This is a genomic window from Frigoribacterium sp. AC759 (assembly GCF_979256015.1).
In genome coordinates, this window is the sequence record NZ_CEEDMT010000028.1 from 1 (window position 1) to 18,629 (window position 18,629).

Here is an 18,629-nt window from a genome sequence, read left to right on the forward strand (position 1 = left end):
CCTCCACGCATCCCGGGCGTGTCGCCGCCGAAAACCCCGGAAACATCACGATCCCGCCCCAGAACGCCGCACACGGCGTCTCCGACCCGGTCGACGGAGCCGGCGGACGCCTCGACGAGGCGGCTCCGCCGCACGTGTCGGCTCTCCAACCGGGCAGGCGGACACGCGGCTACCCGGCTACCCGGACACCCGGGACACCGGGACACCGGGACACCGGGACACCGGGACACCGGGACACGATCGAAGCGTGCGACCCGGGACTACGCCAGCGGCAGCAGCTGGACCGCGCCGAGCGAGACGACCGCGATGAACAGCCACGACGCGAGACCGACGGCGACCGCGCGGCCTCCCGTCCGGACGAGCTTCTCGAAGCGGATCCCGGTTCCGAGTCCGAAGAGCGCGAGTCCGAGCAGAACCGTCTGGGCCACGTCGGCCGCACCGACCACGGTCTCGGGGATCGGCAGGAACGTGCGGATGACGACGGCGATCAGGAACCCGACGACGAACAACGGGACGATCGGCGGTCGCGTACCCGCGCCTCCCCCTCGTCGGCGGATGACCACCGAGGTGATCGCGACCACGGGTGCCAGCATGACCACCCGGGTCAGTTTGACCACGACGGCGATGGCGAGCGCGGAGGCTCCGGCGGTCTGAGCGGTGGCGACGACCTGCCCGACATCGTGGACGCTCGCCCCGGTCCACGCGCCGAACTGCATGTCGGTGAGCCCGAGCGCGGCGCCGATCGGCGGGAGTATCGCGATCGCGGCGGTTCCGCAGAGAGTGACCAGGGCGACGGGCGTCGCTGCGTCGCGCCCTCGATCCCGAGTGACTGCGCTCATCGCACCGATCGCCGACGCGCCGCAGATCGAGAAGCCGGCCGCGAGGAGCAGCGGCTGATCACCGGGGAGTCGCGCCCACCGGCCGAGAGCCCATGTCACGAAGAACGTGGCCGCGAGGATCGCGATGACCACGACGATCGTCAGCCAGCCCAGACCGGCGACGTCGACGAGGCTGAGCTTCAGACCGAGGAGCACCACTCCGATGCGCAGCAGTCGCTTGGCCGAGAGGGTCAGACCCGGAGCGAGGACCCCGTCGAGAGCCGATCGAGCCTGCGGGATCTGCGCCACCACGATGCCGAGCAGTACGCAGACCGTGAGGATCGGCACCGCCGGAAGCACCAGATGCACACCCCACGCCAGACCCAGGGCGATCGCCGCGACCGCCACCCCCGGCACCCATGGCGCGCGTCGGCGCGAGACGTCAGGGGTCGAGGTCACGGGGAGTCCGGGTCAGACGCGGTTCTTGGCGGGGTTGATCAACGAGCCGATGCCCGAGATCGCGACCTCGACGGTCTGACCGGAGGTGAACGGGCCGATGCCGGAGGGGGTGCCGGTGAGGATCACGTCACCCGGCAGCAGGGTGAACACGTCGGTCACGTACTCGATCAGCTCGGGGATCTTGTGGATCATCTGCATCGTCGACTCGCGTTGCATGACCTCGCCGTCGACGCGGGTCTCGATGGTCGCGTCGCTCCAGTCGAACTCGTTCTCGATGTACGGACCGAGCGGCAGGAACGTGTCGTACCCCTTGGCGCGCGTCCACTGACCGTCGCTGTTCTGCACGTCGCGAGCCGTGACGTCGTTCGCGATCGTGTAGCCGAAGACGACGTCCTCGTAGTTCTCGGCCTTGACGCGCTTGGCGATCGAGCCGATCACGATGGCCAGTTCACCTTCGAAGTCGACCTGACCGACGTCCGGCGGCAGCTGGATCGAATCGCCGAAGCCGATGACCGTCGTGTTCGGCTTCATGAACAGGAGCGGCGCCTCCGGAGGGGTCTGCCCCAGCTCGTCGGCGTGGTCGTGGTAGTTCAGGCCGACCCCGACCACCTTGGAGCGGGGGATGACCGGCGCGAGGATCTTCGCCGACCGCAGCGAGATGCGCTCGCCCGTGGTCTCGTAGCCGCTGTACATCGGGTCGCCCGCGAGCACGATCAGCTCGCGCTCGTCGACGATGCCGTAACGGGGGTCTTCGCCGGGGGTTGCGAACCGTGCGATCTTCATGCGTCGAGCCTCGTCATCCATCCGTGAACATCGGGTCGCCGACCGTACTGGATGTCGGTCAGCTCGGCACGGAGCGACATCGTCAGCTCTCCGCCTTCGGCTGCGGGAGAGCCGATGTGCACGCCCTCGCCCTTCAGTTCGGCGATCGGCACGACGACCGCGGCGGTGCCGCACGCGAACACCTCGACGATGTCGCCCGAAGCCACACCGTCGCGCCACTCGTCGAGGGTGACCCGTCGACGCTCGACGCGGTGCCCCCGCGCCTCGGCCAGTTCGAGGATCGAGTCGCGGGTGATCCCCTCGAGGATCGAGTCGCTGTCCGGGGTGACCAGGGTGCCGTCCCGCTTGACGAGCACGACGTTCATGCCGCCGAGCTCTTCGATGTAGTTGCTCTCGGACGAGTCGAGGAACAGCACCTGCTGGCAGCCGTTCTCGTAGGCCTCCTGCTGCGGGAGCAGGGACGAGGCGTAGTTGCCGCCCGTCTTCGCCGCACCCGTGCCTCCTTTGCCGGCCCTCGCGAAGTTCGTCGTCAGCCAGATCGAGACCGGCGAGACGCCGCCCGTGAAGTACGCCCCCGCGGGGCTGGCGATCACGTGGTAGGCCACCTCGTGGGCGGCGCGCACACCGAGGAACGCCTCGGTCGCGATCATGAAGGGCCGCAGGTACAGGCTCGTCTCGGGCGCCGAGGGCACCCAGTCGAGATCGGCGCGGACCAGCTGCCGGACGGACTCGACGAAGTCGTCGGTGCTCAGCTCGGGCAGGGCGAGCCGTCGTGCCGAGCGCTGCAGCCGCCGGGCGTTCGCCTCGGGGCGGAACGACCAGACCGACCCGTCGGCGTGACGATAGGCCTTCATGCCCTCGAAGATCTCTTGCGCGTAGTGCAGCACCGAGGCCGACGGGTCGAGCTGCAGCGGGCCGTAGGCGTGGACGGCCGCTTCGTGCCACCCGCCCTCGAGGCTCCAGCGGATGGTGACCATGTGGTCGGTGAAGTGCTTGCCGAAACCCGGGTCGGAGAGGATGACCTCTCGCTCGGCCGCATCGCGTGCGGTCGACGACGGCCTGAGGTCGAACTGCAGACCGAACCCGGACGAGGTGCCGTCGGTCGGAGCGTCGGTGGTGGTCATGATGCCCTTCGAGCAGAGGCGGAGGAGGACGCGGACGGCGCGGGGCCGGCGGTCTGCAGACGCTCGGCGATCGCCGAGCCGATCTCGGCGGTGGTGCGGGGCGCCGTCGAGGAGGCGCGGGTCGAGCGGTCGGCGATGTCGCCCTCGACCGCCGTCGTGACGCGTGCCGCGGCGTCGGGCAGCCCGAGGTGCTCGAGCAGCAGGGCCACCGAGAGGATCGCCGCCGTCGGGTCGGCCTTCTGCTGCCCGGCGATGTCAGGGGCCGAGCCGTGCACCGGCTCGAACATGCTCGGGAAGACGCCGTCGGGGTTGATGTTCGCCGACGCCGCGAGACCGATGCCCCCGCTGACGGCGCCCGCAAGGTCGGTGAGGATGTCTCCGAAGAGGTTGTCCGTCACGATGACGTCGAACCGCGACGGGTCGACGACGAGGTGGATGGTGGCCGCGTCGACGTGCTGGTAGTCGACCGTCACGTCGGGGTACTCGGCCGCGACCGAGTCGACGAGCCGCTGCCAGAGGCCACCGGCGAACACGAGCACGTTGGTCTTGTGCACCAGCGTGAGACGACCGCGCCGAGCCCGCGCCTTCTCGAACGCGAAGCGAACAACGCGCTCGACGCCGTGCGCGGTGTTCACGCTGACCTCGTTGGCGATCTCGTGCGGCGTGCCCTGGCGGAGGACCCCGCCGTTGCCGACGTAGGGACCCTCGGTGCCCTCTCGGACGACCACGAAGTCGACCTGGCCCGGATCGGCGAGGGGCGACGGGACACCCGGGTAGACCAGCGTCGGACGCAGGTTGACGTAGTGGTCGAACGCGAATCGCAGCTTGAGCAGCAGACCGCGCTCGATGATGCCCCCGCGCAGACGCGGGTCGCGCGGATCGCCGCCGACCGCGCCGAGCAGGATGGCGTCGTGCGACGACAGCGCCTCGAGGTCGTCGTCGGTCAGGATGTCGCCCGTCTCGAGGTAGCGGGCCGCACCGAGTCGGAACACGGTGACCTCGAACACGGCGTCGTCGCCCGTCGCGGCGTCGAGCACCTTGAGAGCCTCGGCCACGACCTCGGGGCCGATGCCGTCGCCGGGAACGGCGGCGAGTCGGACGGTGCGCGACATGGGACTCCTCAGCGTCTCGGGATGGACCGGCACCACTTTACCCGTGCGCACCGACACCGCAGACGGTCAGTCGTGGGCCGATGCGCGACGCAGGGACACCAGCGCCACCACGACGGCGACGACCATCACGCCGGCCCCGACTCCGGCGGTCGCGACGAGACCCTCGTCGAAGGCGTGGGTGGCCGCTTCGAGGAGGCGACCGGCGACGGAGGCGTCGAGGGACCCCGCTGCGGACACCGCGCCTCCTAATGTCTCTCGGGCGGCGTCTCCGGCCTCGGCGGGCACCCCGTCGGGGATCACGAGGCTGCCCCGGTAGATCGCCGTGAGCATGCTGCCGAGCACGGCGGTGCCGAGCACGGCGCCGACCTCGTAGGCGGTCTCGGAGACGGCCGACGCCGCCCCGGCGCGGGCCGGCGGGACGGCCGCGATGATCTGATCGTTCGAGATCGTCTCGGCGGCCCCGACCCCCAGCCCGACGAGCGCGAACGCGACGACGAAGAGCACCACCGGCGCCTCGGCCCCCGACAGCCACACCGTCGCGTACCCGATCGCGGCGGACGCCAGCCCGGCGGCGACGATGACGCGCGGGGTCACCCTCCGGACGATCGGCACCACGATCAGACCGGCGACGATCATGACCGCGAGACCCGGCACGAGGGTCAGGGCCGCCTGGAGGGGCCGCAGCCCGACGACCAGCTGGAGGTGCTGCGTCGTGAAGAAGAGGAACCCGACCAGCGAGAGGATGGCGAGCAGGTTCACGACGATCGAGCCGGCGAACACCGGGTTCGAGAAGAGCCGCACGTCGAGCAGCGGGCGCTCGCGGCGCAGCTGACGGCGCACGAAGAGCCAGCCCGAGACGATCCCGAGGGCGGCGAGGGCCACGACGTCGACACCGGGGCCGTGCGTCGCCAGCAGTTTGATCGCGGCGACGACCGGCGCCATCGCCGTGAGCGAGAGCAGCACCGACACGGGGTCGAACGGCCCCGGCTCGGGGTCGCGGCTCTCGACGAGCAGGATCGGGGCGAGCACCAGCAGCGGCACGAGCACCGGGACCGCGATCAGGAAGATCGATCCCCAGGCGAAGTGCTCGAGCAGGATGCCCCCCACGATGGGCCCGAGCGCCGACCCGGCGGCGAACCCGCTCGCCCAGATCGCGATCGCCAGACGACGCTGGTCGCGGTCGAGGAACGTGCTGCGCAGCAGCGAGAGCGTCGCCGGCATGATCATCGCGCCGAAGAAGCCCAGCACGGCGCGAGCGGCCACCAGCGTGCCGGCGTCGGGCGCGAAGGCGGCCCCGAGCGACACGAGGGCGAAGCCCGAGGCGCCGATCAGCAGCAGCCGCCGGCGACCGAACCGGTCGCCCAGGGACCCCATCGCCACGAGCAGCCCCGCGAGCACGAGCGAGTAGACGTCGACGATCCACAGCTGACCCGCCGCGCTCGGACGCAGCGCGGTCGAGATCTCGGGCAGCGCGAAGCTCAGCACGGTGTTGTCGATCGACACGAGCAGCACCGGCAGCATGAGCACCACGAGGGCCGCCCATTGGCGGGTGCCGGCCCGGGTGGGCGTGCCGACGGCGGAGGAGGCGCGGGTCATGGTGCGGGGTCGCTTTCGTGATGAGTGGCGGGGCGGGATGGACGGGGCCGCGGGCGGAGTCGGACGGCATGGTCCGGTGTCGACGCGTGCTCGGGACCGAAAACCGTCCAGGCGGTACAGTAAACCGTCTGGACGGTACAGTATCAGAATGAGTCCTCGACCGTCGGCCCGCGAGAAGATGCTCGACGCCTTCGAACTGCTCGTCGTCGACGGTGGCGAGCGGGCCGCGACGTTCGACGCCGTCGCCGCGTCGGCCGGCGTCTCGAAGGGCGGGCTGCTGTACCACTTCCCCAGCCGCGAAGCGCTCGTCGACGGCGTCGTCGACCGGCTCGCGGCACTCCTCGACGACGACGTGCACCGCATGACCACCGCCCCCGACGGGGCGATCGACTACTTCCTCCGCACCTCCTCGCCCCCGCCCGTCATCGCCGACGCGCCGTTCGACCGCTGCATCAGCACCGTCGCCCACCTCGCCTCGAGCGGTCAGTGGCCGCGTGCCGTCGACGCGCTCACCGACATGCAGCAGCGCTGGTACGACGTCGTGCTCGACGCGGTCGGCGACCCCGCCGTCGCGCGCATCGTGTCGCTCGTGTCGGACGGCCTCTACTTCGGACCGGGGCAGTCGACGGCGGCGTCGGGGGCGGTCGACCCGAACCGCGCCTCCATCGACGAGGTCATCGCGGTGCTGCGGCGCCTCTCCGACGCGCGCTGAGACCGGGACGGGTCAGCCCCGACTCAGCCGACGACGATGCAGGCGGGGCTGCCGATCGAGAAGACGTCGACGGGCGCGCCGGGCAGACCGGTCTCGGGGTCGAGCGGGAGCACCGACACCGTGTCGGAGGCCTGGTTCGCGCAGTAGAGCATGCCGGGGGTGATGGCGAAGTGACGGGGCCACTCACCACCGCAGGGCGCCTCGCCGACGAGGGCGAGCCGGTCGCCCTCGACCGAGAAGACGCTGATCGTGTCACGACCGCGCGTCGCGACGTACACCCGACCGGCGTCGACCGCGACGTGCGACGGCAGGATGTCGGGAGTCGACGACGACCCCTCGAACACCTCGACCGAGTGGTCGACGACGAGCTTCCCGCCGACGCGACGGAGCACGTGCAGTCGCGCGTCGAGCTCGCCCACGACGACGAGCCGGTCGTCGAGCCACACGAGGTGCCGGGGCCCGGAGCCCGAGGGCAGGGGGTGGACGGCGATCTGCTCGGGATCGAGCGTGATCGGGTCGACGACGTACTCGACGAGCCGGTCGGTGCCCAGATCGCTGACGACGAGGGTGCCCCAGGGCGTGGGGGTGACCTGGTGGGCGTGCGGGCGCTCCTGCCGATCGAGCACGGGGCCGTGCCCGACGGGCAGCGCCAGCGATCGGGTCACCCGGGCCGGGTCGGACGGGTCGCCGGAGAGCACGCCGATGCCGCCGGCGACGTAGTTCGCGACGACGAGGGCGCCCGACACCGGATCGACGACGAGATGGCAGGGAGAGGACCCACCCGAGGAGGCGCTGCTCGCGGCCACGAGGGAGCCTGCGGACACCGTGTACGACAGCACCCGGCCCTCGGCGGTCTCGGACGCCGCGTGCAGGGCGCCGTCGACCACGACGAGGAACGACGGGTCGTCGGCCTCGACGACCTGCGCGGCCTGCCACGGGACACCCGGCGCCGGGCGCTCGAGCACCGTGATGCCCGCGCCGCGGCCGCCGCTGGTCGGCGTGTACGAGCCGATGTAGAGGCGCTCCGGCGCGGGGACGGCCGTGCCGTCGAGGCCCGGGGTGCTCATCGCGTCAGCTCCGCCCGCCGGCCGCGGGGCCGGTCGGCTCGGTGCCGTTCGCGATGCGCTCGTGGTGGTGGATGACCTCGCCCACGATGAAGTTCAGGAACTTCTCGGCGAAGGCGGGGTCGAGGTGCGACTGCTCGGCGAGCTGTCGCAGCCGCTGGATCTGGACGCGCTCGCGTTCGGGGTCGCTGGCCGGCATGCCGGCCGCGGCCTTCAGATGACCGACCGACTGCGTGAACTTGAAGCGTTCGGCCAGCAGGTGCACGAGCGCCGCGTCGATGTTGTCGATGCTCTGCCGGATGCCGGTCAGTTCGTCGATCGCTGCCCGGTCGATGCTGCTGAGGGGGCTGTCCGCCCCGAGAGGACTGTCGAGTGCCATTCACCGAGCCTAGCGAAGGCAGCCCCCACGAGACCGAGGAGGCGCGCCCCGGGATCTCGGGGCGCGCCTCCTCGGTGGGGTGCTCGGGTCAGTCGACCAGGGTCAGCGTGACCTCGACGTTGCCGCGCGTGGCGTTCGAGTACGGGCACACGTGGTGCGCCGCGTCGGCGAGCTCTTGACGACGCTCGGGCTCGACGTTCGGGGTGTAGATGTCGAGCTCGACGGCCAGGCCGTAGCCGCCCTCGCCGTTGCCGCCGATGCCGACGCTCGCGGAGACGGACGAGTCGGTCGTGTCGACGCCGAGCTTCTTGCCGGCGCCGTGCATCGCACTGAGGAAGCAGGCGGCGAAGCCGGCCGCGAACAGCTGCTCGGGGTTCGTGCCCTCGCCGGAACCACCGAGTTCTTTCGGCGGACGGGTGTCGAAGTCGAGACGGTCGTCTTCGCTTCGGACGTGACCGTCACGGCCCCCGCCGGAAGCGTGGGCGATGGCGGTGTATGCGATTTCCAGTGTCATGGAAGCAAGCGTGTTCCACGAGTCTGGGCGCTTGCTGAGGAGGCCAGCCGCTGCTCGAGACCGGCCCGCACACCCGGCCATTCGTCGACGAGGATCGAGTAGACGGCCGTGTCGCGCCACGACCCGTCGGCCCGACGCTGCATCCGCCGCTGCACACCTTCGAAGGCCGCGCCGAGGCGGAGGATGGCCGCCCGCGAGCGGTCGTTCAGCACGTCGGCCTGCAGCTGGATGCGGCCGAACCCGTGCTCGAAGGCGTGACCGAGCACGAGCAGCTTCGTCTCGGCGTTGACGCCTGAGCCCCAGACCTCGGGCGCGTAGGCCGTCCAGCCGACGTGCGCCGACTCGTTCACCAGGTCGAACAGCCCCAGCGTGGTCGTGCCGACGAGGGCCCCCGAGGAGGCGCTGCGCACGCCGAACACGCTGGCGGACTCCCACAGCAGGTAGCCCTCGACGAACCGCGCCCAGTCGTCGTAGTCGGCACGGTAACCGGCCGGGCCGCCGCCCCAGCCGCCCGCGAACACCTCGGGGCGGCCGATGGCGGCGTGCAGCTCGGGCAGATCGGAGGGTTCGAGCGGACTCACCGTGACGACAGAGCCGGACAGGGAGGCGGGGGCCGGGCGACGCGCGGTCATCGGACCGACCGGGTCAGCCGAGCAGGTCGTGACGGACGACGATCGCGTCGCGACCGGGGCCGACGCCGATGGCCGAGATGCGCGCGCCGCTCATCTTCTCGACGGCGAGGACGTACGCCTGCGCGTTCGCGGGCAGGTCGTCGAAGGTGCGGGCGCCGGTGATGTCTTCGGCCCAGCCGTCGAACTCCTCGTAGATCGGCGTCGCGTGGTGGAAGTCGCTCTGCGAGACGGGCACCTCGTCGTGGCGGACCCCGTCGACGTCGTACGCGACGCAGACCGGGATCTTGTCGAGACCGGTCAGCACGTCGAGCTTGGTCAGCACGAAGTCGGTCACGCCGTTGATGCGCGCGGTGTAGCGGGCGATCGGGGCGTCGTACCAGCCGCACCGACGCGGGCGACCCGTCGTCGTGCCGAACTCGAAGCCGTTCGCCCGCAGGAACTCGCCCGAGGCGTCGAAGAGCTCGGTCGGGAACGGGCCGGCGCCGACGCGCGTCGTGTACGCCTTGACGATGCCGATGACGCGCTCGATGCGGCCCGGTCCGATGCCCGAACCCGTCGACGCGCCGCCGGCCGTGGCCGACGACGAGGTGACGAACGGATAGGTGCCGTGGTCGACGTCGAGCATGGTCGCCTGACCGGCCTCGAACAGCACGATCTTGTCGGCCTCGAGCGCCTGGTGGATCTCGAGCGCCGTGTCGGCCACCATGGGCCGCAGCCGCTCGGCGTACGACAGCAGCGACTCGACGACCTCGTCGACCTCGATGGCCCGACGGTTGTAGATCTTGACGAGCAGGTGGTTCTTCTGGTCGAGCGCCGCCTCGACCTTCTGACGCAGGATGCCCTCGTCGAAGATGTCCTGGATGCGGATGCCGACGCGGTTGATCTTGTCGGCGTAGGTCGGGCCGATGCCGCGACCGGTGGTGCCGATCTGGCGCTTGCCGAGGAACCGCTCGGTCACCTTGTCGAGCGTGCGGTGGTAGTGCGTGATGACGTGCGCGTTGGCGCTGACCCGCAGACGCGAGACGTCGATGCCGCGGGCGATCAGGGCGTCGAGCTCGTCGAAGAGGACCTCGATGTCGACGACGACGCCGTTGCCGATCACCGGCGTCACGCCCGGCGAGAGGATGCCCGAGGGCAGCAGGTGCAGCGCGTACTTCTGGTCGCCGATCACGACCGTGTGACCGGCGTTGTTGCCGCCGTTGAACTTGACGACGTAGTCGATGCGGCTCGAGAGCAGGTCGGTGGCCTTGCCCTTGCCCTCGTCGCCCCACTGGGCTCCGATGATCACCACTGCGGGCATGGTTGCCTCCTCATGTCGGGGGAACGCACCGGCTGAGGTGCACTTGAGTCTATCGACAGCCTTCTCACAGCTGCCCGGCGACTGTACTGGCGCATTTGTGGTCTCATACGACAAACTACGGGGATGAGTCTCGTCGCCGGGGTCGACTCCTCGACCCAGAGTTGCAAAGTCGTCGTCCGTGACCTGTCGACGGGCGAGCTCGTCCGGCAGGGCACGGCCAAGCACCCCGAGGGCACCGAGGTGCCGCCCGACGCCTGGTGGGAGGCGCTGGTCGCCGCGATCGCCGCGGCCGGCGGCCTCGACGACGTCGCGTCGATCTCCATCGCCGGGCAGCAGCACGGCATGGTCGCGCTCGACGCCGACGGCGAGGTCGTGCGCGACGCGCTGCTCTGGAACGACACCCGCAGCGCCCCCGCCGCCCGCGACCTGATCGCCGAGATCGGCGCCGACGAGTACGCCCGGCGGACGGGCACCGTGCCCGTCGCCTCGTTCACCGCCACGAAGCTGCGCTGGCTGCGCGACGCCGAGCCCGAGAACGCCGCCCGGGTCGCGGCCGTCGCCCTGCCGCACGACTGGCTGACGTGGCGGCTGCTCGGGTACGGGACCCGTGCCTCCTCGGCTCTCGGCCCCGACCTCGACGCCCTCGTCACCGACCGCTCGGACGCCAGCGGCACCTCGTACTGGAGCCCCGCGGACGACGGGTACGACCTCGAGCTGTTCGAGCGCGCCCTCGGGCGGCCCGGGCGCGAGGCCGTCGGCAGCGATCGAGGTGACGCGTCCGGGGGCGTCGCGGCGGGTGACCGGACCGAGAGCGTCACCTCGGCGACCGATGGCCGCGTCGTGCTGCCTCGCATCCTTCAGGCCGAGGAAACGGCGGGCACGACGATCGCGCACGGTGCCGTCCCCGCGGGGATCGTCGTCGGTGCGGGAGCGGGCGACAACGCCGGCGCCGCGCTCGGGCTCGACGCCACCGTGGGCGACCTGGTCATCAGCATCGGCACGAGCGGCACGGCCTTCGCGGTCACCGACTCCCCCGTCACCGACCCGAGCGGCACCGTCGCCGGGTTCGCCGACGCCGCCGGCGGGTACCTCCCGCTCGTCGCGACCCTCAACGCCGCCCGCGTGCTCGCCTCGATCGGCTCGCTGCTCGGCGTCGACCACGACGAGTTCGCCCGACTCGCCCTCGCGGCCGAACCCGGCTCGGGCGGGCTGTCGCTCGTGCCGTACTTCGAGGGCGAGCGCACCCCCGACCTGCCCGAGGCGACCGCCACCCTCTCGGGGCTGACCCTGGCCTCGACCACCCGCGAGAACCTCGCCCGCGCCGCCGTCGAGGGGATGCTCTCGGCGCTCGCCGACGGCGCCGCCGCCGTGCGCGACCAGGGCGTGGACGTGCGCCGCGTGCTCCTGATCGGCGGGGCGGCCCTCAACCCCGCCGTCCAGGCCGTCGCCGCCCAGGTCTTCGACGTGCCGGTCGTCGTGCCCGAACCCGGCGAGTACGTCGCCGACGGCGCGGCCCGCCAGGCGGCCTGGGCCCTCTCGGGGAGCCGGCCCCGATGGGGGCTGTCGACCAGCGCCTCCTTCGATCCGGAGCCTCGACCGGGCATCGGCGCCCGCTACCGCGCGGCCCAGGCGCTGGGGTCGCTCGCGCGCCCGTAGACGTGCGGGGTGCGGCGGGTTCGCGTCATCGGCGGCGGGTCAGCGCTGACCCGCCGCCGATGACGCTGACCCGCCGCACCTGGACCCAGGGGAGGGCCACCTAGAATCGGGGCATGCCAACGGAAGCCGGTTCGGCGCCCTCCACGATGACCGAGAACTACCTCAAGGTCATCTGGAAGGCAGACGAGTGGGCCGTCGACGGCGACGCCCCCGGCATCACGACGAACGAGATCGCGGCCACGCTCGGGGTCGGCGCCTCGACGGTGTCGGGCAACCTGCGCAAGCTCGAACGCGACGGCTTCATCGACTACGAGCCCTACCGCCGCATCGCCCTGACCGACACCGGTCGAGCCGTCGCGATCGCGGTCGTGCGCCGTCACCGGCTGATCGAGACGTACCTCGTCGAACGCCTCGGCTACGGGTGGGACGAGGTGCACGACGAGGCCGAGATCCTCGAGCACGCCGTCAGCGACCGCCTGCTCGAGGCCTTCGACGTCGAGCTCGGCCGACCGACCGCCGACCCGCACGGCGACCCGATCCCCGCGAGCGACGGCACCACCGTGCGCCCCGTCGCCCACCGGCTGGGCGAGTTCGCCGAGGGCGAGTGCGGCTACGTGGTGCGCGTCTCGGACGACGAGCCCGAGCTGCTGCGCTACCTCAGCTCGCTCGACCTGCGGGTCGGCGCCCACGTGCGGATCGGCGAGCGCCGCGACTACGCGGGGTCGATGCAGGTCGTCGTCACCGACGCCCACGACCTGCCCGTCGAGACGGTCGAGCTGGCCGGGCCGGCCGCCGCCTCGGTCTGGGCGAACTCCGAGCCGCACACGCACGTCTGACCCCGGGGCGGGTGCGCGGCGCCTCCCGTGATCCCGGTCTCGTACCGGACCCGATCGACGCGGCCGGGCGGCCGGGGCAGACGGGCGGCTAGGGCAGACGGGTGCCGGCCGGGTCGGCGAGGAGGCGCGCGAAGGCGAGCTCGGCGGCCCCGATGGTGAGACGATCGACTCCGAGCTCGGCCGGGACGATGCGCAGATCGTCGGCCGAACCGGGCAGCGCCTGAGCGGTGACCCCGGCGAGCAGACGCTCCGGCTCGGCCGCGAGCAGCGACGCCAGGAACCCGCCCAGCACGATGAGGCTCGGATCGAAGACGTTGACGACGTTGCGGAGGGCGATCGCCAGGAAGTCGACCTGGCGCTGCACCTCGACCCGCGCCTCCGACCCCGGGGTCGACGCGACGAGCGCCGCGGCGAGCTCGTCGACCTGCGACCGGTCGAGACCGGTCACGGCCAGCAGCTCGGCCTGACCGACCTCGGTCTCGAGGCAGCCGGTCGCCCCGCAGTGACAGAGTCGCCCGACCGAGTTCACGAGCGTGTGACCGAGTTCGCCCGCGTAGCCGCCGGCTCCGACGAGCGGGGCGCCGCCGACGAGGACTCCCCCGCCGACACCGCTCGCCCCGCCGTTGAGGAACACCAGGTCGTCGACCCCGCGCCCGGCCCCGAAGCGCCCCTCGGCGAGGGCCGCGGCCGACGCGTCGTTCGCCGCGCGAGCCGGCAGACCGGCGGCGTCGGCGACGAGCTCGGCGAACGGCTCGTCCACCCAGCCGAGGTGCGGAGCCAGCCGGACGAGCCCTCCGTCGGCGCGGACGAGACCGGGCACGGCGAGGCCGACCCCGACCTCCACCACGCCGGGCGACGCGGCGCGCAGCTCGTCGATGACCGAGGCGGCGACAGCCGCCGCGCCCCGTGCCGTCGGGATGCCGTCGGTCTCGTGGCGGATCCGCGAGCGGACGACGCCGTCGAGCCCGACCACCCCGACGGTGACGGCGTCGATCTCGGGGTTGACGGCGTACGCGACGACGTCGCGGCTCGCGGCGACCACGGGGCTCGGTCGGCCGACCCGGGCGATGCCCACGGGGTCGGTCTCGACCACGAGTCCGCGCTCGGCGAGCTCGCCGACGAGAGCCGCGATGGTCGATCGGTTCAACCCGGTCGCCTGCGTCAGCGCCGAGCGCGAGCGCGGGCCTGCCGCATGCACGAGCCCGAGCACCGCCGACAGGTTCGTCTGGCGCACACCGTCGGCGCGCGCCCCGGGTTCGATCGTCACGTGGCCTCCTCGGCCGAGCGTACCGGCTCGCGGCACGGGGGCTGGAGGCGCCGTGTCAGTCCCAGCCGACGCCGAAGCGCTCGAGCTGCGGAGCCACGCGCGTCGACCCGGACGAGGAGGCGGTGGTCTCGACCGACACCGCGCCTCCTGCCCGCGTCACGACGAAGTCGGCCGTCTCGCCGTCGGGCGTCGTCACGGTCACCGTGCGGGCGCCGTCGCCGCCGGGGAGCACCCGCAGCACGAGCCCGTCGAGGTAGTCGTGGTCGGGGCGGTCGTCACGCCCGCCCATCGGGATGACGGCACCCTCACGGACGTACAGCGGCAGGGTCAGCACCCCGTGGGTCTCGGTGCGCCAGACACCCGCCCCCGCGTCGACGACCTCGCCCGTGAACCAGTTCGTCCAGCGCCCGGCCGGCAGATAGACCTCGACGGTGCCGTCGGCGGAGAACACCGGCGCCACGAGCAGGTCGTCGCCGAGCAGGTACTGCGTGTCGATGTGCGCCGCACCCCGGTCGCCCGGGAACGCCAGCGCCATCGGCCGCATGACCGGCAGCCCGGTGCGGGTCGACTCGAGCCCCGCGGCGTAGAGGTACGGCATCAGCCGCAGCTTGAGCTTCGTGAAGACCCGGGTCACCTCGACGGCCTCGTCGTCGAACGCCCACGGCACCCGCACCGAGCTGCTGCCGTGGAACCGGCTGTGGCTCGAGAGGAGACCGAAGGCCGTCCAGCGCTTGTAGACATCGGGATCGGGCATGCCCTCGAAGCCGCCGATGTCGTGACTCCAGAACGAGAAGCCGCTCATCGCGAGCGACAGACCGCCTCGCAGCGTCTCCGCCATCGACTCGAAGGTCGAGGTGGAGTCGCCGCCCCAGTGCACGGGCAGCGCCTGGCCGCCGGTCGTCGCCGAGCGCGCGAAGACCACGGCGTCGCCCTCGCCGCGGACCTCCTCGAGGACGTCGAAGACGGCGCGGTTGTAGAGCTGCGTGTACCAGTTGTGCATCCGCTCGGGGTCGGAGCTGTCGTGCCAGACCACGTCGGTGGGGATGCGCTCGCCGAAGTCGGTCTTGAACGCGTCGACGCCCTGGGCCTGCAGCCGACGCAGATGGCCCTGGAACCAGGCCGTCGCGTCGGGGTTCGTGAAGTCGACCAGCCCCATGCCCGCCTGCCAGAGGTCCCACTGCCAGACGCTGCCGTCGGGGTTCCTCACGAGGTAGCCGGCGTCGGCCGCCTCGCGGAACAGCGTCGAGCGCTGCCCGATGTACGGGTTGATCCAGACGCAGACCCGGAGGTCGCGCTCGTGCAGACGCGCCAGCATGCCCTCGGGGTCGGGGAAGACCCGAGGGTCCCATTCGAAGTCGCACCACTGGAACTCGCGCATCCAGAAGCAGTCGAAGTGGAAGACGCTGATCGGCATGTCGCGCGCGGCCATCTCGTCGACGAAGGCGGTGACCGTCTTCTCGTCGTAGTCGGTCGTGAACGAGGTCGAGAGCCACAGGCCGTACGACCAGGCCGGCACATGCGCCGGCCGACCGGTCAGGCGCGTATACCGGTCGAGCACGTCGGCCGGGGTCGGGCCGGCGATCACCAGATAGCGCAGCGTCTCGCCCGCGACCGAGAACTGCACGCGCTCGACCGACTCCGAGCCGATCTCGTACGAGACGTGCCCCGGGTGATCGACGAGGACACCGTACCCGCGGTTCGTCAGGTAGAACGGCACGTTCTTGTAGGCCTGCTCGCTCGACGTGCCGCCGTCGGCGTTCCAGACGTCGACGGTCTGCCCGTTCTTCACGAGCGGACCGAAGCGCTCGCCCAGCCCGTAGACCAGCTCGCCGACGCCGAGCGACAGCTGCTGCGCGACGTACGACGGGGCGTGATCCGCCGCCGTGCCTGGACGACCCGCTCCCTTCAGCGCGGCGCCGACCATGGCGCCGTCGATCCGCGCGTCGGCTGCCACCTGGTGGTATCCGACCGACTTCGCACCCGAGCGCGTGAGCACGGTGTCGCCGTCGCGGAAGACGAGGTCGAAGGGACCGCCGCGAGCCAAGGAGGCGGTGAGCCGTCCCGAGGACAGCGTCGCGCCTCCTTCGGTCACCTCGGCGACGCCGACCCCGGCCGGGCCGCCCTCGGCGCCGACCAGGTCGAAGCCGATCTCGTCGCGACCGCCGGCGAAGTGCGTGACCTCGACGGCGATCACGCCCTCCATCGGCGAGCTGAGGCCCACGGTGAGCACCGGCCGGTTGAGCGTGTCGCCGCGGTGCGCGATGACCTTGGTGGGGGCCGTGACGGCGAGCGAGCGCCCGTCGTCACCGGTCTCGACGTCGTAGACCTCCTGGCCGAAGAGGGAGGAGACGCCGGGACGCGTCTGCCAGAAGCCGTCGGTGAACTTCATGGGGTGCCTTTCGAGCGGTGCGCGCTACTTGACCGCACCGGCGGTGATGCCGCGGGTGAGGGTGCGCTGGAAGAGGAGGAAGAACACGAGGGTCGGGATCAGGCCGAGCAGCGCCGAGGCGCTGGTCGTCGTGACGTCCATCAGGCGGTCGCCCTGCAGCGCCGTGATGGCCACCGGCACCGTCTGGTTCGCGTTCGAGACGAGGAAGGTGAGCGGGATGAGGAACTCGTTCCAGGTCCAGATGAAGAAGAAGATCGCGAGCACCGACAGGGTCGGGCGGCTGATCGGCACGATCACGCGCCAGAGGATCTGCCACCGGCTGGCCCCGTCGAGCGACGCGGCCTCGAGGACCTCCTTCGGGAAGGTCCCGTAGACGCTCGACAGGAGGTACGTGCCGAACGCGCTCTGGATCACCGTGAAGATGATGATGACCGCCCAGATGTTGTCGTAGAGCCCCACCTGCTTGAACAGGAAGTACAGCGGGTAGAGCAGGGCCTCCTGAGGCAGCATGTTCGCCAGCAGGAAGAGCACGATGATCCACGTGCGGCCGCGCACCCGCCCGATGCCGAGCGCGTAGGCGTTGAACACCGAGATGACGACGGCGAACACCGCGACGAGGCCGGCGATCACGAAGCTGTTCCAGAGCTTCTGCGGGAACTCGACGCGGTTCCAGAAGTTCACGAGCCCGTCGAAGTAGAGCGACGTCGGCAGGCTCAACGGCCCGCCGGCCGTGTAGTCGGCGGGCGACTTGAACGAGTTGACGAGGATCAGCAGGAACGGCAGCGCGATCAGCACGCCGAACAGCACGGCCGCGGCGAGGATCGCCCAGTCGGCGGCCGTCTTCTTGCGCCCCCGCTGCTTGGCCTTCGGGAGGCGCGGGTCGGCCACCGCAGGACGGATGCGGTCGTCGTCGACCGGGGGTACGACGGTCGTGGCCATCAGCGGCCCCTCTCTGCTCGTTCGGCCCGGTTCTGGGCCTTGATGAAGAACACCGTGATGACGACGATGACGAGGGTCAGCGCCGTCGCGATCGTGGCGCCGTAGCCGACCTGCTGGCTCTGGAAGAACTCGCTGTAGGCGTAGTAGCTCGGCACGATCGTCGAGTCGCCGGGCCCGCCGCGGGTCAGGGCGTAGATCGGACCGAACACCTTGAGCGCCGCGATCGTGCAGGTGAGCACGACGACGAAGATCTCGGGTCGGATGATGCTGACGGTGATCGCGCGGAACCGCTGGAACCAGCCGGCCCCGTCGAGCTCGGCGGCCTCGTACAGCTCGGGGTCGACCCGCTGCAGGGCCGCCATGAAGATGACCACGGGGTAGCCGAGCTGCACCCAGACCATGACCACCATGATGCTGAGCAGCGCCGTGTCGGGGCTGCCGAGCCAGTTGTGCTGCAGCGCCCCGAGCCCCACCGCCTCGAGCACGGTGTTCAACGCGCCGTTCTCGGGTCGGAGGATCCAGCCGATCACGATCGCGGCGATGGCCACGGGCAGGATCTGCGGCAGGTAGTAGGTGGCTCGGAGGAACGACGCGAGTCGGCCGCCGAACTTGCGGCCGATCAGGTCGAACAGCATCGCGGCGAGCAGCAGGCCGAGCAGGGTCGGGACGACGACCATCGCGATGATCAGGAACACGCTGTTCTGGAACGACGTCCAGAAGCGCTCGTCCGACATCAGCTCGCGCCAGTTGTCGAGGCCGGCCCAGGTCGGCGGACGGATGCCGCGGTAGTCGGTGAAGCTGAGGTAGACGTTCCAGACCAGAGGGACCAGCACGACCACCGTGAAGAGGACGAACCCCGGGATCAGATAGAGCCAGAACCCCCGGCGACCGGAGCCCGGCAGCAGGCTCTCCTCCGGGGGGAGGGCGGGGCGGGCCGCGCGACCGGAGTCGCCGGCACCGCGGCGGGGGCGCCCGGAGCCCGGGAGGGCCGGCGACGTGGGCCGACCCTCCTGGGCGCGCTGCGCCTCCTTCGTGTCGACGGAGGTCAT

General features: G+C 71.4%; 17 protein-coding genes. 3 read left to right on the forward strand and 14 right to left on the reverse strand.

Features of this window, described 5'->3' with window-relative positions:
• Positions 1-260: 260 nt before the first annotated feature.
• From ACZ6JE_RS13390 to ACZ6JE_RS13410, 5 genes are all read right to left on the reverse strand, one after another.
• Complete coding sequence (locus ACZ6JE_RS13390; protein ID WP_464319267.1) at positions 261-1,277, reverse strand: YeiH family protein; 1,017 nt, start codon at positions 1,275-1,277, stop codon at positions 261-263.
• A gap of 12 nt (positions 1,278-1,289) precedes the next feature.
• Complete coding sequence (locus ACZ6JE_RS13395) at positions 1,290-2,060, reverse strand: fumarylacetoacetate hydrolase family protein (protein ID WP_320478146.1); 771 nt, start codon at positions 2,058-2,060, stop codon at positions 1,290-1,292.
• Positions 2,057-3,184 (reverse strand): branched-chain amino acid aminotransferase, encoded by a 1,128-nt coding sequence (locus ACZ6JE_RS13400; protein ID WP_192061535.1) that lies wholly within the window; start codon positions 3,182-3,184, stop codon positions 2,057-2,059. The genes ACZ6JE_RS13395 and ACZ6JE_RS13400 overlap by 4 nt, the downstream gene beginning before the upstream one ends.
• Positions 3,181-4,296, reverse strand: coding sequence for a 3-isopropylmalate dehydrogenase (locus tag ACZ6JE_RS13405; RefSeq protein ID WP_464319268.1), 1,116 nt, complete (start codon positions 4,294-4,296; stop codon positions 3,181-3,183). The genes ACZ6JE_RS13400 and ACZ6JE_RS13405 overlap by 4 nt, the downstream gene beginning before the upstream one ends.
• 66 nt (positions 4,297-4,362) lie before the next feature.
• A complete protein-coding gene (locus ACZ6JE_RS13410; protein ID WP_464319269.1) occupies positions 4,363-5,892 on the reverse strand; it encodes an MFS transporter in 1,530 nt (509 codons plus the stop codon).
• 148 nt (positions 5,893-6,040) lie between these two features.
• Between ACZ6JE_RS13410 and ACZ6JE_RS13415 the strand changes: the two genes are divergently transcribed.
• Positions 6,041-6,604, forward strand: a complete 564-nt coding sequence (locus ACZ6JE_RS13415) for a TetR/AcrR family transcriptional regulator (protein WP_243215725.1) — start codon at positions 6,041-6,043, stop codon at positions 6,602-6,604.
• Positions 6,605-6,627: 23 nt separating this feature from the next.
• Here ACZ6JE_RS13415 and ACZ6JE_RS13420 read toward each other — a convergent pair whose 3' ends face one another.
• The 5 genes from ACZ6JE_RS13420 to ACZ6JE_RS13440 all read right to left on the reverse strand — a co-directional run bounded on the left by ACZ6JE_RS13420 (position 6,628) and on the right by ACZ6JE_RS13440 (position 10,493).
• On the reverse strand, positions 6,628-7,671 hold the full coding sequence (locus ACZ6JE_RS13420) for a lactonase family protein (RefSeq protein WP_243215726.1): 1,044 nt from the start codon (positions 7,669-7,671) through the stop codon (positions 6,628-6,630).
• 4 nt (positions 7,672-7,675) lie between these two features.
• Positions 7,676-8,047 (reverse strand): chorismate mutase, encoded by a 372-nt coding sequence (locus ACZ6JE_RS13425; protein WP_464319270.1) that lies wholly within the window; start codon positions 8,045-8,047, stop codon positions 7,676-7,678.
• Between the two features lie 88 nt (positions 8,048-8,135).
• The gene (locus ACZ6JE_RS13430) at positions 8,136-8,555 is read right to left on the reverse strand and encodes an organic hydroperoxide resistance protein (RefSeq protein WP_279293206.1); all 420 of its coding nucleotides are present in this window, start codon (positions 8,553-8,555) and stop codon (positions 8,136-8,138) included.
• A gap of 2 nt (positions 8,556-8,557) precedes the next feature.
• On the reverse strand, positions 8,558-9,193 hold the full coding sequence (locus ACZ6JE_RS13435; RefSeq protein ID WP_464319271.1) for a GNAT family N-acetyltransferase: 636 nt from the start codon (positions 9,191-9,193) through the stop codon (positions 8,558-8,560).
• Positions 9,194-9,206: 13 nt separating this feature from the next.
• Positions 9,207-10,493: an adenylosuccinate synthase gene (locus ACZ6JE_RS13440; protein ID WP_464319272.1), complete on the reverse strand. Its 1,287-nt coding sequence runs from the start codon at positions 10,491-10,493 to the stop codon at positions 9,207-9,209.
• A gap of 123 nt (positions 10,494-10,616) precedes the next feature.
• On the opposite strand from ACZ6JE_RS13440, the gene ACZ6JE_RS13445 reads away from it, so the two are divergent.
• Both ACZ6JE_RS13445 and ACZ6JE_RS13450 read left to right on the forward strand, forming a co-directional pair.
• Positions 10,617-12,149 (forward strand): xylulokinase, encoded by a 1,533-nt coding sequence (locus ACZ6JE_RS13445; protein ID WP_464319273.1) that lies wholly within the window; start codon positions 10,617-10,619, stop codon positions 12,147-12,149.
• Between the two features lie 113 nt (positions 12,150-12,262).
• A complete protein-coding gene (locus ACZ6JE_RS13450) occupies positions 12,263-12,985 on the forward strand; it encodes a metal-dependent transcriptional regulator (protein ID WP_192061544.1) in 723 nt (240 codons plus the stop codon).
• 88 nt (positions 12,986-13,073) lie between these two features.
• On the opposite strand, the gene ACZ6JE_RS13455 is transcribed toward ACZ6JE_RS13450, so the two are convergent.
• From ACZ6JE_RS13455 to ACZ6JE_RS13470, 4 genes are read right to left on the reverse strand one after another with little or no spacing between them, the layout of a single operon-like run.
• Positions 13,074-14,252, reverse strand: a complete 1,179-nt coding sequence (locus ACZ6JE_RS13455; RefSeq protein ID WP_464319274.1) for an ROK family transcriptional regulator — start codon at positions 14,250-14,252, stop codon at positions 13,074-13,076.
• 55 nt (positions 14,253-14,307) lie between these two features.
• Complete coding sequence (gene yicI / locus ACZ6JE_RS13460) at positions 14,308-16,641, reverse strand: alpha-xylosidase (protein WP_464319275.1); 2,334 nt, start codon at positions 16,639-16,641, stop codon at positions 14,308-14,310.
• 24 nt (positions 16,642-16,665) lie between these two features.
• Positions 16,666-17,580 (reverse strand): carbohydrate ABC transporter permease, encoded by a 915-nt coding sequence (locus tag ACZ6JE_RS13465; protein ID WP_192061547.1) that lies wholly within the window; start codon positions 17,578-17,580, stop codon positions 16,666-16,668.
• Entirely contained in the window at positions 17,580-18,629 is a 1,050-nt protein-coding gene (locus ACZ6JE_RS13470; RefSeq protein WP_192061548.1) for a carbohydrate ABC transporter permease, read from the reverse strand. Before ACZ6JE_RS13470 ends, ACZ6JE_RS13465 begins: the two co-directional genes overlap by 1 nt.

Excerpts from the sequence above, each read along its gene's own strand:
- ACZ6JE_RS13440 (WP_464319272.1), bottom strand. The coding sequence starts at position 10,493 with ATGCCCGCAGTGGTGATCATCGGAGCCCAGTGGGGCGACGAGGGCAAG.
- ACZ6JE_RS13410 (WP_464319269.1), bottom strand. The coding sequence starts at position 5,892 with ATGACCCGCGCCTCCTCCGCCGTCGGCACGCCCACCCGGGCCGGCACC.
- ACZ6JE_RS13420 (WP_243215726.1), bottom strand. The coding sequence starts at position 7,671 with ATGAGCACCCCGGGCCTCGACGGCACGGCCGTCCCCGCGCCGGAGCGC.
- ACZ6JE_RS13425 (WP_464319270.1), bottom strand. The coding sequence starts at position 8,047 with ATGGCACTCGACAGTCCTCTCGGGGCGGACAGCCCCCTCAGCAGCATC.
- ACZ6JE_RS13405 (WP_464319268.1), bottom strand. The coding sequence starts at position 4,296 with ATGTCGCGCACCGTCCGACTCGCCGCCGTTCCCGGCGACGGCATCGGC.
- ACZ6JE_RS13400 (WP_192061535.1), bottom strand. The coding sequence starts at position 3,184 with ATGACCACCACCGACGCTCCGACCGACGGCACCTCGTCCGGGTTCGGT.
- ACZ6JE_RS13435 (WP_464319271.1), bottom strand. The coding sequence starts at position 9,193 with ATGACCGCGCGTCGCCCGGCCCCCGCCTCCCTGTCCGGCTCTGTCGTC.
- ACZ6JE_RS13415 (WP_243215725.1), top strand. The coding sequence starts at position 6,041 with ATGAGTCCTCGACCGTCGGCCCGCGAGAAGATGCTCGACGCCTTCGAA.
- ACZ6JE_RS13465 (WP_192061547.1), bottom strand. The coding sequence starts at position 17,580 with ATGGCCACGACCGTCGTACCCCCGGTCGACGACGACCGCATCCGTCCT.
- ACZ6JE_RS13450 (WP_192061544.1), top strand. The coding sequence starts at position 12,263 with ATGCCAACGGAAGCCGGTTCGGCGCCCTCCACGATGACCGAGAACTAC.
- ACZ6JE_RS13470 (WP_192061548.1), bottom strand. The coding sequence starts at position 18,629 with ATGACCTCCGTCGACACGAAGGAGGCGCAGCGCGCCCAGGAGGGTCGG.
- yicI (WP_464319275.1), bottom strand. The coding sequence starts at position 16,641 with ATGAAGTTCACCGACGGCTTCTGGCAGACGCGTCCCGGCGTCTCCTCC.
- ACZ6JE_RS13445 (WP_464319273.1), top strand. The coding sequence starts at position 10,617 with ATGAGTCTCGTCGCCGGGGTCGACTCCTCGACCCAGAGTTGCAAAGTC.
- ACZ6JE_RS13395 (WP_320478146.1), bottom strand. The coding sequence starts at position 2,060 with ATGAAGATCGCACGGTTCGCAACCCCCGGCGAAGACCCCCGTTACGGC.